Genomic DNA, 17457 nt, shown 5'->3' on the forward strand with positions numbered 1-17457 from the left:
ACACTATGAAACAACCACTACCACCTGATACCGCTGGTGGTTGTGTGGTGTTTCAGAGCTGTAGAGTGGATGCGTAACATCTTTGTGGGCAAGTCCTCGGCCTATTAGTACCAGTCAACTCGATAACACATTACTGTGCTTCCATTTCTGGCCTATCAACCCAATGGTCTGTTGGGGGCCTTAACCCATCAAGGGTGGGATACCTCATCTTGGAACAGGCTTCCCGCTTAGATGCCTTCAGCGGTTATCCCTTCCGAACGTGGCCAACCAGCCATGCCACTGGCGTGACAACTGGCATACCAGAGGTTCGTCCGTCCCGGTCCTCTCGTACTAGGGACAGCCTTCCTCAAGTATCCTACGCGCGCGGCGGATAGGGACCGAACTGTCTCACGACGTTCTAAACCCAGCTCGCGTGCCGCTTTAATGGGCGAACAGCCCAACCCTTGGGACCTACTCCGGCCCCAGGATGCGACGAGCCGACATCGAGGTGCCAAACCATGCCGTCGATATGGACTCTTGGGCAAGATCAGCCTGTTATCCCCGGGGTACCTTTTATCCGTTGAGCGACACCCCTTCCACCAGGTGGTGCCGGATCACTAGTCCCGACTTTCGTCCCTGCTCGACATGTCTGTCTCACAGTCAAGCTCCCTTGTGCACTTGCACTCAACACCTGATTGCCAACCAGGCTGAGGGAACCTTTGGGCGCCTCCGTTACTCTTTAGGAGGCAACCGCCCCAGTTAAACTACCCATCAGGCACTGTCCCTGAACCAGATCATGGTCCGAGGTTCAGATTCCCAATCCGACCAGAGTGGTATTTCAACAACGACTCCACCAACACTAGCGTGCCAGCTTCACAGTCTCCCACCTATCCTACACAAGCCGAACCGAAAACCAATACCAAACTATAGTAAAGGTCCCGGGGTCTTTCCGTCCTGCCGCGCGTAACGAGCATCTTTACTCGTAGTGCAATTTCGCCGGGCCTGTGGTTGAGACAGCCGGAAAGTCGTTACGCCATTCGTGCAGGTCGGAACTTACCCGACAAGGAATTTCGCTACCTTAGGATGGTTATAGTTACCACCGCCGTTTACTGGCGCTTAAATTCTCAGCTTCACCCCCAAAGGGGTTAACCGGTCCTCTTAACGTTCCAGCACCGGGCAGGCGTCAGTCCATATACATCGTCTTGCGACTTCGCATGGACCTGTGTTTTTAGTAAACAGTCGCTTTCCGCTGGTCTCTGCGGCCACCATTCCCTAGTCCGCAAGGGACTTCAGGAACACTGGCCCCCCTTCTCCCGAAGTTACGGGGGCATTTTGCCGAGTTCCTTAACCACAGTTCACCCGATCGCCTTAGTATTCTCTACCTGACCACCTGTGTTGGTTTGGGGTACGGGCCGTGCACGCACTCGCTAGAGGCTTTTCTCGGCAGCATAGGATCACTCTACTTCACCTCAATCGGCTACGCATCACGTCTCAGCCTTAATGAAACACGGATTTACCTATGTTTCGGCCTACACGCTTACACCAGTACTACCACTCACTGGCGGAGCTACCTTCCTGCGTCACCCCATCACTCGACTACTACGGAATCAGATCCCACGCTCCACACAGAAACCTCCGTCCGAAGACATTGGTAGCTGGCTTTGGGTGGTTAGTATCAACCGCCTCATCCTGGGCGCACGTGCTCGGGTACGGGAATATCAACCCGTTATCCATCGACTACGCCTGTCGGCCTCGCCTTAGGTCCCGACTTACCCTGGGCGGATTAGCCTGGCCCAGGAACCCTTGGTCATCCGGCGGCAGAGTTTCTCACTCTGCATTCGCTACTCATGCCTGCATTCTCACTCCCACACCCTCCACGACTGGCTTCCGCCGCCGCTTCCCTGGATGCAGGACGCTCCCCTACCCATCCACACCACTAGACACAACCCTCAAGGAGTTGAGCCGATGTATTGCATGAATGACACAGCTTCGGCGGTGTGCTTAAGCCCCGCTACATTGTCGGCGCAGGACCACTTGACCAGTGAGCTATTACGCACTCTTTCAAGGGTGGCTGCTTCTAAGCCAACCTCCTGGTTGTCTGGGCAATCCCACATCCTTTCCCACTGAGCACACACTTGGGGGCCTTAGCTGGTGTTCTGGGCTGTTTCCCTCTCGACGACGAAGCTTATCCCCCGCCGTCTCACTGCCACACTCTCACACCACGGTATTCGGAGTTTGGTTGATTTCGGTAACCCGGTAAGGCCCCTAGACCATCCAGTAGCTCTACCCCCGTGGTGAAACATGTGACGCTGCACCTAAATGCATTTCGGGGAGAACCAGCTATCACGGAGTTTGATTGGCCTTTCACCCCTACCCACAGCTCATCCCCTCAGTTTTCAACCTAAGTGGGTTCGGCCCTCCACGTCGTCTTACCGACGCTTCAGCCTGGCCATGGGTAGATCACTCCGCTTCGGGTCTAGACCACGCGACTCAGACGCCCTATTCAGACTCGCTTTCGCTACGGCTACCCCACACGGGTTAACCTCGCCACGCAGCACTAACTCGCAGGCTCATTCTTCAAAAGGCACGCCATCACCGTAACATCCAAAGGATGTGCTCGGGCTCTGACGGCTTGTAGGCACACGGTTTCAGGTACTCTTTCACTCCCCTCCCGGGGTACTTTTCATCTTTCCCTCACGGTACTAGTCCGCTATCGGTCTTCAGGAAGTATTTAGGCTTACCGGGTGGTCCCGGCAGATTCACAGCAAATTCCACGAGCTCGCTGCTACTCGGGAACACCACCAAGATTCACTAACATGTGTTTTCGCGTACGGGACTCTCACCCACTCCGGTCGCCCATCCCAAGGCGTTCCACTAACACACGCGTAAACCCGGAAGACTGTCAGATCTTCCAAGGCGGGTCCCACAACACCACACACACAACGCCTGACAGCTTGACATGTGCATGGTTTAGCCTCTTCCGCTTTCGCTCGCCACTACTCACGGAATCACGGTTGTTTTCTCTTCCTACGGGTACTGAGATGTTTCACTTCCCCGCGTTCCCTCCACACACCCTATATATTCAGATGCGGGTAACACCACATAACTGGTGCTGGGTTTCCCCATTCGGAAATCCTCGGATCACAGCTCGGTTGACAGCTCCCCGAGGCATATCGCAGCCTCCCACGTCCTTCATCGGCTCCTGAAGCCAAGACATCCACCATGTGCCCTTAATAACTTGACCACAAAGATGCTCGCATCCACTCTACAGTTCTCAAACACCACACCAGAAACAAACTCCCGGAGCGTGAAAGCCCCTCGGCGTGTTGCCTCAGGACCCAACAGCATGCCAGCAAACAATTCTCGATCAAACCCGGCAGAACACTTTCCACGCCTCCCGAAGAAGGCAGTACTCACACTTGCCGGCAACCTGACCTCAAACCATAACCAGTAGTTCCACAATTCCTTGAGCAAGCCCGGCAACACCACATTTGGGTGTTGAGCCGTGCCCACTCCACCACTGTTGATCCGGGTATCCCGGCAGGGTGGATGTGTTGCTCCTTAGAAAGGAGGTGATCCAGCCGCACCTTCCGGTACGGCTACCTTGTTACGACTTCGTCCCAATCGCCAGTCCCACCTTCGACCACTCCCCCCGCTTACGCGGTTGGGCCATGGGCTTCGGGTGTTACCGACTTTCATGACGTGACGGGCGGTGTGTACAAGGCCCGGGAACGTATTCACCGCAGCGTTGCTGATCTGCGATTACTAGCGACTCCGACTTCACGCAGTCGAGTTGCAGACTGCGATCCGAACTGAGACCGGCTTTAAGGGATTCGCTCCACCTCGCGGTATCGCAGCCCTCTGTACCAGCCATTGTAGCATGTGTGAAGCCCTGGACATAAGGGGCATGATGACTTGACGTCATCCCCACCTTCCTCCGAGTTGACCCCGGCAGTCTCCCACGAGTCCCCGCCATAACGCGCTGGCAACGTAGGATAAGGGTTGCGCTCGTTGCGGGACTTAACCCAACATCTCACGACACGAGCTGACGACAGCCATGCACCACCTGTACACCAACCACAAGGGAAGCCCTATCTCTAGGGATGTCTGGCGCATGTCAAGCCCAGGTAAGGTTCTTCGCGTTGCATCGAATTAATCCACATGCTCCGCCGCTTGTGCGGGCCCCCGTCAATTCCTTTGAGTTTTAGCCTTGCGGCCGTACTCCCCAGGCGGGGCGCTTAATGCGTTAGCTACGGCACGGACAACGTGGATGTCGCCCACACCTAGCGCCCAACGTTTACAGCGTGGACTACCAGGGTATCTAATCCTGTTCGCTCCCCACGCTTTCGCTCCTCAGCGTCAGTATCGGCCCAGAGACCCGCCTTCGCCACCGGTGTTCCTCCTGATATCTGCGCATTTCACCGCTACACCAGGAATTCCAGTCTCCCCTACCGAACTCAAGTCTGCCCGTATCGCCCGCACGCTCCACGTTAAGCGTGGAGTTTTCACGAACGACGCGACAAACCGCCTACGAGCTCTTTACGCCCAATAATTCCGGACAACGCTTGCACCCTACGTATTACCGCGGCTGCTGGCACGTAGTTAGCCGGTGCTTCTTATCCAGGTACCGTCACTTGCGCTTCGTCCCTGGCGAAAGAGGTTTACAACCCGAAGGCCGTCATCCCTCACGCGGCGTCGCTGCATCAGGCTTTCGCCCATTGTGCAATATTCCCCACTGCTGCCTCCCGTAGGAGTCTGGGCCGTGTCTCAGTCCCAGTGTGGCCGGTCACCCTCTCAGGCCGGCTACCCGTCGTCGCCTTGGTAGGCCATTACCCCACCAACAAGCTGATAGGCCGCGGGCTCATCCTGTACCGCCAGAACTTTCAACCAACCCCCATGCGAGAGTCAGTGATATCCGGTATTAGACCCAGTTTCCCAGGCTTATCCCAAAGTACAGGGCAGATTGCCCACGTGTTACTCACCCGTTCGCCACTAATCCACCCGAAGGCTTCATCGTTCGACTTGCATGTGTTAAGCACGCCGCCAGCGTTCGTCCTGAGCCAGGATCAAACTCTCCAACAATGTCAAATTTGATCGAGGCAATATACTTGCTCTCAAAGGAACCTCAAACGAGGTTCAAATACATAAGCTCTACTGGCTTAGTTCACTAGCACACTGTTGAGTTCTCAAGCAACACACCCCGAATCGCACCGAGCAAAACCCGGCCTTATCCGAAGCAGTTATTTCTTGGCTTTTGTTCGGAGCTCACCCTACACCTGCTTGAAACTGCCGTTTCAGCGGGGGTCTGGTTACCTCTCCGTTTCGGGATCACCCACTCTACCACCATCTGGTGGGAGCTTGGTTCGTGTTCCCGGCGGCCGCTCGGTTTCCCTGGCGACGAAGAGAACATTACACGGCCCGAAACCGGCGTTTACAGGGGGGTCCCTTTTTTCGCGCCGACGCTCTGACCTGCGTCGATCTTGCGTTCACCCGGGATCGGCTCCCCGTGCGTCGCGACGACCGTCAGCACGACGAGGGCGGCGGCGAGCCCGGCGGTGATGTGGATGGGCGCCGGCGTGAACGACGCGGCGAGCACGAGCACCGCGGTCACCGGGAAGCCGATCGCGATCGGGCGGCATTCGTTGGTCGGCCCGATGTGCATCAGCCAGACGCTCAGCAGGTAGATCGCGACGGGCACGGTCGTCGCCATGGCTGCGGGCAGCGAGGCGACGTGCCCGGTGTGGGTGTCGTAGTCGACCGCGACCTCGAGACCGGCGCCGAGGGCGGCCGCCGACGCGAAGATCAGGTAGTGCCCGTAACCCCAGCTCGCCACGGTGAACAGGTTCTTCGCCTTTTCGAGGCGGGCGTGCCCCGGCTGGTCGAAGTACAGCCACCACAGAGAGAAGACCAGCACGAGTCCCGCGGCGGCGAGGGAGATCAGGCTGCCGGTGTGCTCGCCTTCGTCCAGCCCCTCCTTGACCGCCGTGGTCGCGCCGAGGATGGATTCACCCAGCACGATGATCGTGAACAGGCCGTAGCGTTCGGCGATGTGGTGCGGGTGCCAGCCGGTGGGCCGTCGGCGTTCGGCGATCAGCGGGACCGCGAGCTCGGCCAGCAGGAACACGAAAAACGACGGCAGGGCCAGGGACTCCGGCAGGCCGAGGCGGACGATCCACAGGATCTGGACGATCGTGATGCCGATGGCGTACCGCAACGCGGCCGGACGGCACTGCGAATCGGTCCGCGCGGCGCGCAGCCACTGCACGACCATCGCCAGCCGCATCAGGACGTAGCCGATCACCATGATCGTGAAGTCGCCTTCGAAGGCCGACGAGACGCCGGCCGCCACGGTCAGCCCGCCGGCGATCTGCACCATCGTGACCAGCCGATACAGGACGTCGTCGGTGTCGAACGACGACGCGAACCAGCTGAAGTTCAGCCAGCCCCACCAGATCGCGAAGAACACCATCGCGAAGCTGAGCACCCCGTGCCCGATGTGGTTCTCGGCGATGGCGTGGTGCAGACCGGCCGCGGCCTGCGCGACGGCGACCACGAAACACAGGTCGAACAACAGCTCCAGTGGCGTCGCCACCCGGTGGCCTTCACCGGAATCCCGCATCTTCATGGGCCGGTACCAGACCCGCAGGCGATTCCGCCCCTCAGAACTCTCCGCCATGGGTGCTCCTCGCAATCTCGAACTCGCGAAGATCTTCGCAGCCGGAAGCGGTTCACACACTCGGAGAAACGCGCGGCGGGTGGGTCCGGGCCGGGTGCACCTCCCCAGGCGTCCCCGCACGGACCCACCCGCGCGATTGCTTCACCGGGACTCGGCTGGTCAGTGGTGGTGAGCCGGGTGCCGCCGAACGGTCCCCCGCGGACGCCGACGGCCGTCCACCGGCTCGTGACCGTGGGTGTCCATTCCTGAAAACTCCGGACTCGCCACGATCGCTCCAGCCGATCGATCCATCCCCGATCGATCGACAGAAATACCACTGTCGGTAGCCAAGACACCGCAGTGAAGGCACCGTAAGGTGTACCCGGTTGCTCTGAGTAGCACCAGAGCTTGGCTACTTCAGTCACTCGGATGGAGCATTCGGTCTCGCCGACCGTAGTCAGTGACGGGCGCGGATGACTCAGCCGCGTTGACTGTCGGCGGCAGCCCTGTCGGCTTCCTCCCGCTCAGTGAGCAAACGCCGATTCCGGCGCGCGCGGAGTTCGATCACGGCGAGTAAGAGCGCCGAGCACGTCAACGCGGCGGCGCACAGCATCGCCGCGGTCAGCGCCGACGGATAACCGCCGTTCGCGCCCAGTACCGCGTGGAAGACCGAGGCCAGGACGACCGTGCCGATCGCGGTGCCGATCCGCTGCCCGGTCTGCAGCGCGCCCCCGGCCACGCCCGCCATCGACGTCGGCACGCATTCCAGGGTCAGCGTGGTGTTGGGCGAGATGACCATGCCGCCGCCGATCCCGCCGACGAGCAACGGCAGCGCGAACCACCAGCCCGCCGAGGCGCCGGGATCCCGACCGGCCAGGAAGGCGACCGCGAGCATCCCGGCGATCACCATGACCAGCCCGGTGACGGTGAGCTTGCGCCCCCACTTCGGCACCAGCCGCCCCGCGATCGCCGCTGCCGCGGCCGAGCCGAGGGCGAAGGAGGTGACGGCGAGTCCTGATTGCAGTGGCGTGTAGCCGAGGCCCTGCTGGAAGAAGATGGCGAAGACCAGCCACATGCCGGTGAACCCGCTGAAGTACAGCGCGCCGACGGCGGCACCGGTGGCGTAGCCGGGCGTGCCGGTGAACAGCCGCGTGTCCAGCAGCGGCGAACGGCCGCGCCGCACCATCGAGCGTTCCCAGCGCACGAACGCGAACCCGAAGACCACCGCGACGACGAACAGCCACCACAGGCTGCTGAGGCCGCCCTGTTCGGATTCGATCAGCGGGAGCAGGACCCCGAGCACGGCGACACCCAGCAGCATGATGCCGACGAAGTCGATCTCGCCTCGCAGGCTTCTCGCAGGTCTCTCCGCTTTCGGGAGCCATTTCAAGGCCAGGATGAACGCCAGGATCCCGATGGGCACGTTCACGTAGAAGACCCAGCGCCAGCCTTCCGGATCACCGAAGACGGCGAGGATCACGCCGCCGAGCACCGGCCCGACCGCGGTCGAGATCCCGACGGTGGCACCGAACATGCCGAACGCGCGGCCTCGCTCCGCGCCGCGGAACAGGTCCTGGATCATCCCGCTGTTCTGCGGCGTCATCATGCCCGACGCGATGCCCTGCAGGAGCCGCGCGACGATCAACGTCGTTTCGTTCGGCGCGGCGCCCGCGAACGCGCTGGTCAGCACGAACGCGGCGAGCGCGAACAGGAACATGCGGCGGCGGCCGAGCGCGTCGCCCAGCCTGCCGCCGGTGACCAGCACCAGCCCGAAGGCCAGCGCGTAGCCGGAAACGACCCACTGGATCCCGCCGCTCGACGCGCCGAGGTCCTGCTGGATCGAGGGCAGCGCCGTGTTGACGATGCTGACGTCGAGCAGGCCCATGAACCCGGCGGCGAGGGAGACGGCGAGCGCCTTCCAGCGCCGCGGATCGGGTTCGTAGGTGCTCATCAGGTGCTGGCGGCGATCCCGGGGATGCCCTTGAGCTCACCGATCAGCATCGACGTCACCTTGACCGGATAGTCGTAGAGCGCGAAGACCGTCTGGTTCTTGCCGACCAGCTTGAGGTGCACCGGCGTTTCGCCCTTGTGCGCCAGCAGGGTCTGCTTCAGTTCGCTGACCACCGACTGGTCGAGCTTCTCCGCCGCGGCCAGCAGGACGAGCGGCAGGTCCTCGTCGCCGTTCCCGATCTCGGACAGGTCGAGCGGCACGAGCCCGCCGCCGAAGATGGACATCTTGTCCTCGCGCCAGTTCACCCGGCCCTTGACCAGGACCGCGTTGTCCTCGATGAGGTCGGCGGAGAACATCGCGTACGACTTCGGGAAGTACAGGACCTCCAGCGAGGCGTCCATGTCCTCGACGGTGCAGATCGCCCAGGGCTCGCCCTTCTTGTTGACCCGGCGCTCCAGCGAGGTGATCAGCCCGGAGATGATCAGCTCGCCTTCCTTGGGCGGGTCGGCGATGATCGCGGCGATCGGCCTCGGCGCGTGTTTGCGCAGGATGCGCTCGGCGCCGTCCAGCGGGTGCGCCGAGACGTACAGACCGAGCATCTCCCGTTCGTAGGCCAGGAGCTGCTTGCGCGGGTACTCCTCCTCGCCGAACTTCAGGTGCGCGAGCGGTGAAGAAGACACGGCGGCTTCCGCGTCGTCGTCCCCGCCGAAACCGAAGAGGTCGAATTGGCCCATCGCCTCCTGGCGCTTGAGCGGGACCACGGCCTCGACCGCGTCCTCGTGCACCTGGATCATCGAAAGCCGGGAGTTGCCGAGCGAGTCGAACCCGCCGGCCTTGATCAGCGATTCGATGACCCGCTTGTTGCAGGCCACCAGTTCGGACTTGTCGAGGAAGTCGGTGAAGGAGGAGTACTTCCCCTTCTCGGCCCGGGTCTTGATGATCGACTCGACGACGTTCGCGCCGACGTTGCGGACGGCACCCATGCCGAAGCGGATGTCGCCCCCGACGGCCGCGAACCTCAGCGCCGACTCGTTGACGTCCGGCGGGAGCACCTTGATGCCGAGGCGACGGCACTCGGACAGGTAGACCGCGGACTTGTCCTTGTTGTCACCGACCGAGGTGAGCAGCGCGGCCATGTACTCCGGCGTGAAGTTCGCCTTGAGGTACGCGGTCCAGTAGGAGATCAGGCCGTACGCGGCCGCGTGGCTCTTGTTGAACGCGTAGCCGGCGAACGGGAGGATCGTGTCCCAGAGCGCCTTCACCGCTTCCGGCGAGAACCCGCCGTCGATCAGCGGGCTGGCCTTCATCCCGGCCTCGAAGCCCTCGTACTCGAGATCGAGGACTTCCTTCTTCTTCTTACCCATGGCCCGGCGGAGCACGTCCGCGCGGCCCATCGTGTATCCGGCCACCTTCTGGCCGATGTGCATGATCTGCTCCTGATAGACGATCAGGCCGTAGGTGTCGGCCAGGATCTCCTTCAGGGGCTCCTCGAGCTGCGGGTGGATCGGCTTGACCTTCTGCCGATTGTTCTTGCGGTCCGCGTAGTCGTTGTGCGCGTTCATGCCCATCGGGCCGGGGCGGTACAGCGCGCCCACCGCCACGATGTCGTCGAAGACCGTCGGCTGCATCCGGCGCAGCAGATCCCGCATCGGCCCGCCGTCCAGCTGGAACACGCCGAGTGTGTCTCCTCTGGCGAGCAGCTTGTACGTCTCCGGGTCTTCGACGCCGAGGGTGTCGAGGTCGATGTCGACCCCGCGGTTGGTCTTGATGTTGTCGATCGCGTCACCGATGACGGTGAGGTTCCGCAGGCCCAGGAAGTCCATCTTGAGCAGGCCGATGTTCTCGCACGACGGGTAGTCCCAGCCGGTGATGATCGAGCCGTCGTCACGCTGCCACAGCGGGATCGCGTCGGTCAGCGGGTCGCAGGACATGATGACCGCGCAGGCGTGGACGCCGGCGTTGCGGATCAGGCCTTCGAGGCCGCGGGCGGTCTCGAAGATCGTCTTGCACTCTTCGTCGGTTTCGACGAGCGCGCGGACCTCGGCGGCCTCGCCGTAGCGCTCGTGCTTGGAGTCGACGATGCCCGAGAGCGGGATGTCCTTCGCCATGATCGGCGGCGGCAGCGCCTTCGAGATCCGGTCCGCGATCGCGTAGCCGGGCTGGCCGAAGTGGACGCGGGCGGAGTCCTTGATGGCCGCCTTGGTCTTAATGGTGCCGAAGGTGATGACCTGCGCGACCTTGTCGACGCCGTACTTGTCGGTGGCGTAGCGGATCATCTCGCCGCGACGGCGGTCGTCGAAGTCGATGTCGATATCGGGCATGGACACGCGCTCGGGGTTCAGGAACCGCTCGAACAGCAGCTTTTGCGGGATCGGGTCCAGGTTGGTGATACCGAGCACGTACGCGACCAGCGAGCCGGCGGCCGAACCACGGCCGGGGCCGACGCGGATGCCGACTTTACGGGCGTAGTTGATGAGGTCGGCGACGATGAGGAAGTAGGCGGGGAAGCCCTTCCCGATGATGACGTCGAGCTCGATCTCGATGCGCTCGTTGTAGTACTCGTCCGGGACGCCGTCCGGGTACCGCCACTTGAGACCGCGCGCGACCTCTTCCCGCAGCCAGGTTCCCTGGTCGTAGCCCTCGGGGACCTCGAAGAACGGCAGCCGGTCCTTGTGCGTGTAGACGTCCTTGTAGGACTCCACGCGCTCGGCGATCAGCAGCGTCGAGTCGGCGGCGCCGGGAACTTCCTTGTCCCAGTACTCCCGCATGTCGGCGGCCGACTTCAGGTAGTAGCCGTCACCGTCGAACTTGAACCGGTTCGGGTCGTTCAGCGTCTTGCCCGCCTGCACGCACAGCAGCGCGGAGTGGGTGTCGGCCTGGTCCTTGGTGACGTAGTGCGAGTCGTTCGTGGCCAGCGGCCGGATGTCGAGCAGCTTGCCGATCTCGAGCAGGCCCTCGCGGACCGACCGCTCGATCGGCAGGCCGTGGTCCATCAGCTCGAGGAAGAAGTTCTCACCGCCGAAGATGTCCTTGTAGTCCGACGCGGCCTGGATCGCTTCGGTGCGCTGCCCCAGCCGGAGGCGCGTCTGTACCTCACCGGACGGGCAGCCGGTGGTCGCGATGATGCCTTCGTGGTTCTCCGAGATCAGCTCGCGGTCCATCCGGGGCTTGCGGTAGTAGCCCTGCATGCTCGCGAGCGACGAGAGCTTGAACAGGTTCCGCAGCCCGGTCGCGTTCGCGGCGAGCATCGTCATGTGGGTGTACGAACCGCTACCCGAGACGTCGCCGCCTTCACCGAACTCGTCGGAGCCACGCTGGTTGGCCTGCCCCCAGAACACCGGCTTCTTGTGGAACCGGCTCTCCGGCGCGACGTAGGCCTCGATGCCGATGATCGGCTTGAGGTCGTGCTTGACCGCCTGCTGATAGAACTCGTCCGCGCCGTACATGTTGCCGTGGTCGGTCATGCCGACCGCGGGCATGCCCAGCCGCGCCGCCTCCTTGAACAAGGGGGCGATCTTCGCCGCACCGTCGAGCATCGAGTACTCGGTGTGCACATGCAGGTGGACGAAGGAATCGTTCGACACCAGCGAAAACCTCCCCTAGGCAGACGGGTCCCTGGCTGCGTGACGCGGGCCGGTCCTCCCACCCTAGGCTTGTCAAGATCATCAGCAACTCGCGGGGGGACGCGGTCGTCAGCCGGTGCCGAGTCTGCTAGCTGACGAAGATCAAATCCAGCTGCCTCGCCGGAGTCTTCGCCACCCGAACGGGGCAGTGATGCTCAGCCCAGCCGGGCGTTGACCCCCTCCCTGTCGAACCACTCCGGGTCGAACCCATAGCCGCCGAGCTCTTCGACCAGGCCGTCGTTCTCTTCGTCGCCCGGATCCCTCAGCGCCTCCAGCAACATCTTGTACGCGTGCTCGTCTTCGCATTCCGGCGGAGGCGCCGCGCGCTCGCCGTCGAGACAGCTCGGCGCTCTGGGGAGGGCGACCACTTGCTCGACGCGGATCCAGTGCCGCCAATGCTCCGCCTCATAGACGAGTCGATGGCCCGGTGCCGTGACGACCTGGCCGAGGAGCACCTGATCGTCCAGGCGATCGCCTTCTCCGTACCGGCCGTCGGTGCTGAAGCCTCCGTACGCCGTCTCGAACCAGTGGTACTGCCGCTCGTCCCGGTCGAACGCCGCCGCCAGGACCCGGTGCACTCCGGCGAGCGTGAGATCGGAGCGGACTTCGAGCCGTCGCCAGATCGCCTGGTCCGGTCCGAGCAGGGCGACCGCGAGCCGCAGTCCGGTGACCGGTCCGGGTGGAGGCAGGACGAGCGGAAGAGGATCGACTCCCGATCGGGGGACCGGTTCGTACTCGGGGAGGCCGAGCCATCGGCGCAGCCGGTCGGCTCGTTCGGGCAAGTCCGACTTCGCGCCCAGCTCGAAGAAGTCCGGGACCCTCTCGAAAAGCCAGGCGTCAGAATCGGCCCTGACGATCAGCGCCGCCTCGACCTGGCTCCGGAACTCCTCGGGTGTCAGCGGTGCCTCGGTCACCAAGGCGTCCGACGGCTCCGCGTGGAGTTCGATCCTGCGGACCCTGTCGCCGTCGACCACCACCTCGACGCTCACCGAGCGCTTGCCCACGGTCAGTGTGGCGGCGAGGGTGACCCTGTCCCGGTCCGGTTCGCCTCGCGCGACGCAGTCCGACAGGTCGGCAGGTTTCGGCTTCTCGGGCTTGCGCCCTCGGCTGGTGGGGCTCACTCCCGCAGTATCCCCAGCGGCACCGACAGGTTTCGCGGCCTCGTGAGCAGCCATGATCCAAAAATGCTTGCCGACCTGGGCGCGGATGGGCAGACTGGCCAGCCGCCAAGATCACCGAACCGCCCGGAGAGTTGATGATCGACCTGCAGGCCATGAACGAACGCGTGATCGCGGAGTTCCGCGCGAACGGCCGCCACGGGGAGGGCCTCCCGACGCTGTTGCTCACCACCACCGGCGCCCGCACCGGACGACGCCACGTGACGCCGATGCTGTTCCTGGCGGACGACGACCGCTACATCGTGTTCGCCGCGAACGGGGGCGCTCCCGGGCATCCGGACTGGTACCGCAACCTGGTCGCGGAGCCGTCCGTCGACGTCGAGGCGGACGGAGAGTCCTTTCCCGCCCACGCGGCCGAGATCACCGGAGCGGCCCGGGACCGTCTGTTCGCGAAGCAGGCGAGGGCGTTCCCCCGGCTCGCCGAGCACCAGTCGATGACCAGCCGTCCGTTCCCGGTGATCGCGCTCAAGCGGGTCTGAGCTCACGGTGGTCGTGAGTCACCTACCGGCTTCTGCCCGCGGTCGTTCAAGGGGCCGGGCCGTGAAGGGCCCCTTGCCTACCTTGACCGTAGTGATGGAGGCCTTCACTACCTTCGTGATCGCCACGGCCGCCACCTTCGCCCCACCCGCACCAGCCATCACGTAGTTCAAGTGACCAGGGCGCCGGTACCGAGTCGGCTGGGGTGGTCGTGAGTGGCGATTCGGGTTAGAACCCGAATCGCCACTCACGACCACCTGTACCGACGCCCTGCTCGACACCGCTGTGACACTGACCACCCCCGCGCGGGATTCCGGTGTCACCACTGAACTCCGGACAGACGAAAGCGCCCAGCACCGCCTTCAATTCCGGTGCCGGTTACCCCATCGACGCCGTCCTCGCACAGCGGATCGGGACCCTCGGCCGATCGCTTGACAAAGCGTGGGGCCGACCGCACGATCTCGTCTCATGAACCTGTCTGACAGCCAGACAGCCGGACACGGTGGTCCAAGACGCGTCAGCGCGATGGAGGCCGTTCTGGCCCACCTCCGCGGCGCCATCGAGCGCGGCGAGTACCCCGTCGGGCACAAGCTGCCGTCGGAATCCGCGCTCGGCAAGGAGTTCGAGGTCAGCCGTTCGGTCGTCCGCGAAGCACTACGGGGACTGCAGGCGCTCGGGCTCACCGTGTCCAAAACGGGCAAAGGGACCTTCGTGACCGCCACCGGGCCGGTGGAGAACCCCACCTTCGGGACCTACTCGGCCCGTGACCTGTTCGAGGTCCGGCGCCACGTCGAGATCCCCGTCGCCGGGTACGCGGCCGTCCGCCGCAGCACCGACGACCTCGACCTGCTCGGCCACCTCGTCGAGCGGATGGACCTCGAAACCGACAACACCGCGTGGGTGGCGCTGGACTCGCTGTTCCACATCACCATCGCCCAGTCCTCGGGCAACCCGGTGTTCGGCAAGGTCATCGAGGAGATCCGGGACGCGCTGGCCCGCCAGTCCGCATTTCTCAACCAATTGGGTGGACGTCGGACCCGGTCGAACACCGAGCACCGTGAGATCGTCACCGCCATCGCCGCCGGTTCCGAAGCGGACGCCGTCGCGGCGATGACCTCCCATCTCGAACACGTCGAGGACGCGCTCACCACCATCGTGCGGCCGAGCCACACGACGCACCAGAACAAGGACGACTGACACCGTGACCGAACAGACCCTCAGCGCGGACGACAAGTCCGCGCCGGTGCCGGCCGACGCCGGTGACGCCGGCTACGACAAGGCGCTGAAGCCCCGCCACGTCAACATGATCGCGATCGGCGGCGCCATCGGCACCGGTCTGTTCCTCGGCGCGGGCGGCCGCCTCGCCCAGGCGGGCCCCGCACTCGCGATCGTCTACGCGGTCTGCGGCCTTTTCGCGTTCTTCGTGGTGCGTTCGCTCGGCGAGCTCATCCTCTACCGCCCCTCTTCCGGCGCCTTCGTTTCCTACGCCCGGGAGTTCATGGGCGAGAAGGGCGCTTTCGTCGCGGGCTGGATGCACTTCCTGAACTGGTCGACGACCGGTATCGCGGACATCACCGCGATCGCGCTCTACGCGCACTTCTGGTCCTTCTTCACGCCGATCCCGCAGTGGGTGCTGGCGCTCATCGCGCTCGCGGTGGTGCTGGCGCTGAACATGGTGTCGGTCAAGCTGTTCGGCGAGATGGAGTTCTGGTTCGCCATCATCAAGGTCGCCGCGCTGGTGACCTTCATGGGGATCGGGATCTGGCTGCTGGTCACCCAGCAGCCGATCGACGGCCAGGTGCCCGGCTTCTCGCTGATCTCCGACAACGGCGGCTTCTTCCCCGCCGGTGTGCTGCCGATGGTGCTGATCGTCCAGGGCGTCGTGTTCGCCTACGCCTCGGTCGAACTGGTCGGCGTCGCCGCCGGTGAGACGGAGAACCCGCGCAAGATCATGCCGAAGGCGATCAACTCGATCATGTGGCGGATCGGGATCTTCTACGTCGGTTCGGTGGTCCTGCTGGCGATGCTGATGCCGTGGAGTTCGTACTCGAAGACCGAGAGCCCGTTCGTCACGGTGCTCTCGCACGTCGGGGTGCCGCAGGCGGGCAACGTGATGAACCTGGTCGTGCTGACGGCGGCGCTGTCCAGCCTGAACTCGGGGCTCTACTCGACCGGCCGCATCCTGCGGTCGATGTCACTGGCCGGATCCGCGCCCAAGTTCACCGGCGTGATGAACAAGAACCACGTGCCCTACGGCGGGATCCTGCTCACCTCCGCGGTCTGCGTGGTCGGTGTCGGCCTGAACGCCGTCGTGCCGAGCCAGGCCTTCGAGATCGTCCTGAACTTCGCGGCCGTCGGCATCCTCGGCACCTGGGCGATCATCGTGCTCTCGCATCTGCTGTTCGTGCGCAAGGCCAAACGCGGCGAGGTCGAACGCCCGTCGTACCGCCTCCCGTTCTCGCCCTACACCGAGATCGCGACGCTGCTCTTCCTCGTCGCCGTCATCGTGCTGATGGGCTTCGACGAGGTCGGCCGGATCACCCTGTTCTGCCTGCCGGTCATCGGGCTGGCGCTGGTGGGAGGGTGGTTCGGGGTCCGCAAGCGGATCAACATGGACGTCTTCGAAAAGACGAAGCTGTGATCCCCGAGATCCGCGTTCCCGCGCACGTACCGCTGGTGCACCTCCTCCGCGACGGAATGGTCGAGGGGGTGCACCACGGTTCGGCCGTGATCCTGGCGCCCGACGGCCGCGTGCTGTTCTCCGCGGGCGACGTCGAGGCGGCGTTCTATCCGCGTTCGGCGGCGAAACCCTTGCAGGCCACCGCGATGGCCCGGCTCGGGGTCGACCTGAGCCCGGCGGGGTTCGCCGTCGGCGCGGCCAGCCACTCCGGCGAGGAAATCCACCTCTCGGAGGTCCTCAGGACGTTGGACGGTGCCGCGCTCACCGCCGAGGACCTGCGGACGCCGGAGGATCTGCCGTTCGATCCGGTCGAACGGGACACCTGGGTCGCCTCGGGACGGACCGCTTCGAGGCTGGCGCACAACTGTTCCGGCAAGCACGCGGCCATGCTCGCGACCTGCCGTCTGCACGACTGGTCCACCAAGGACTACCTGGACCCGGGACACCCCCTGCAGCGCGCCATCGCGGACTGCGTCGAAGACCTGACCGGGCAGCCGATCCCGAAGGTCGCCGTCGACGGTTGCGGCGCTCCCCTGTTCGCGGTCTCGCTGCGCGGGCTCGCCAAGGCCGTCGGCAAGATCGCCGCCGCCGCTCCGGGTACTCCGGAAGGCCTTGTCGGCGAAGGGATCCGGAAGCATCCGGAACTGGTCGCCGGCACCCGTCGCGACGTCACCGCGCTCATGCGCGCGGTTCCCGGCCTGATCGCGAAGGACGGTTTCGAAGCCGTCCAGGTCGCCGCCCTGCCGGACGGGACGGCGATCGCGCTCAAGATCGCCGACGGCGGTGACCGCGCGCGGCGGCCGGTGCTCGCCGCCGCGCTCGCGCTGTGCGGCGTCGAACAGGACGTACTGGAGCCGACCCCCGGTTTGCGCGTGACGGACGCGCTCGCCGGACACCACCTTGCCGCCTGAGGA

General features: G+C 64.0%; 8 protein-coding genes and 2 rRNA genes. 4 read left to right on the forward strand and 6 right to left on the reverse strand.

Features of this window, described 5'->3' with window-relative positions; translation table 11 throughout:
• Window positions 1-84: 84 nt before the first annotated feature.
• From BKN51_RS22755 to BKN51_RS22780, 6 genes are all read right to left on the reverse strand, one after another.
• A 23S ribosomal RNA gene (locus BKN51_RS22755) occupies window positions 85-3223 on the reverse strand.
• Window positions 3224-3544: 321 nt separating this feature from the next.
• Window positions 3545-5061: ribosomal RNA gene (locus BKN51_RS22760) — 16S ribosomal RNA — on the reverse strand.
• Together the 16S and 23S rRNA genes form the textbook arrangement of a ribosomal RNA operon.
• 349 nt (window positions 5062-5410) lie before the next feature.
• Complete coding sequence (locus BKN51_RS22765; protein ID WP_101609534.1) at window positions 5411-6655, reverse strand: low temperature requirement protein A; 1245 nt, start codon at window positions 6653-6655, stop codon at window positions 5411-5413.
• Between the two features lie 457 nt (window positions 6656-7112).
• Window positions 7113-8585, reverse strand: a complete 1473-nt coding sequence (locus tag BKN51_RS22770) for an MFS transporter (RefSeq protein WP_101609535.1) — start codon at window positions 8583-8585, stop codon at window positions 7113-7115.
• Window positions 8585-12169, reverse strand: coding sequence for a DNA polymerase III subunit alpha (dnaE, locus tag BKN51_RS22775; RefSeq protein WP_101609536.1), 3585 nt, complete (start codon window positions 12167-12169; stop codon window positions 8585-8587). The genes BKN51_RS22770 and dnaE overlap by 1 nt, the downstream gene beginning before the upstream one ends.
• A gap of 194 nt (window positions 12170-12363) precedes the next feature.
• Entirely contained in the window at window positions 12364-13329 is a 966-nt protein-coding gene (locus BKN51_RS22780) for a plasmid pRiA4b ORF-3 family protein (protein WP_233223020.1), read from the reverse strand.
• A 134-nt stretch (window positions 13330-13463) separates the two neighbouring features.
• On the opposite strand from BKN51_RS22780, the gene BKN51_RS22785 reads away from it, so the two are divergent.
• From BKN51_RS22785 to BKN51_RS22800, 4 genes are all read left to right on the forward strand, one after another.
• Window positions 13464-13865, forward strand: coding sequence for a nitroreductase/quinone reductase family protein (locus tag BKN51_RS22785; RefSeq protein WP_101609538.1), 402 nt, complete (start codon window positions 13464-13466; stop codon window positions 13863-13865).
• A 523-nt stretch (window positions 13866-14388) separates the two neighbouring features.
• Window positions 14389-15060 (forward strand): FadR/GntR family transcriptional regulator, encoded by a 672-nt coding sequence (locus BKN51_RS22790; protein WP_101609539.1) that lies wholly within the window; start codon window positions 14389-14391, stop codon window positions 15058-15060.
• Window positions 15061-15064: 4 nt separating this feature from the next.
• On the forward strand, window positions 15065-16504 hold the full coding sequence (locus BKN51_RS22795; protein ID WP_101609540.1) for an amino acid permease: 1440 nt from the start codon (window positions 15065-15067) through the stop codon (window positions 16502-16504).
• Window positions 16501-17454 (forward strand): asparaginase, encoded by a 954-nt coding sequence (locus BKN51_RS22800; protein ID WP_101609541.1) that lies wholly within the window; start codon window positions 16501-16503, stop codon window positions 17452-17454. The genes BKN51_RS22795 and BKN51_RS22800 overlap by 4 nt, the downstream gene beginning before the upstream one ends.
• Window positions 17455-17457: the final 3 nt, after the last annotated feature.

Origin of the sequence: Amycolatopsis sp. BJA-103 (assembly GCF_002849735.1) — a bacterium.
Taxonomy (GTDB): Bacteria; Actinomycetota; Actinomycetes; order Mycobacteriales; family Pseudonocardiaceae; genus Amycolatopsis.

What these genes read in the sequence shown, in the direction of transcription:
- BKN51_RS22765 (WP_101609534.1), bottom strand. Translation starts at nt 6,655, where the DNA reads ATGGCGGAGAGTTCTGAGGGGCGGAATCGCCTGCGGGTCTGGTACCGG.
- BKN51_RS22770 (WP_101609535.1), bottom strand. Translation starts at nt 8,585, where the DNA reads ATGAGCACCTACGAACCCGATCCGCGGCGCTGGAAGGCGCTCGCCGTC.
- BKN51_RS22785 (WP_101609538.1), top strand. Translation starts at nt 13,464, where the DNA reads ATGATCGACCTGCAGGCCATGAACGAACGCGTGATCGCGGAGTTCCGC.
- BKN51_RS22790 (WP_101609539.1), top strand. Translation starts at nt 14,389, where the DNA reads ATGGAGGCCGTTCTGGCCCACCTCCGCGGCGCCATCGAGCGCGGCGAG.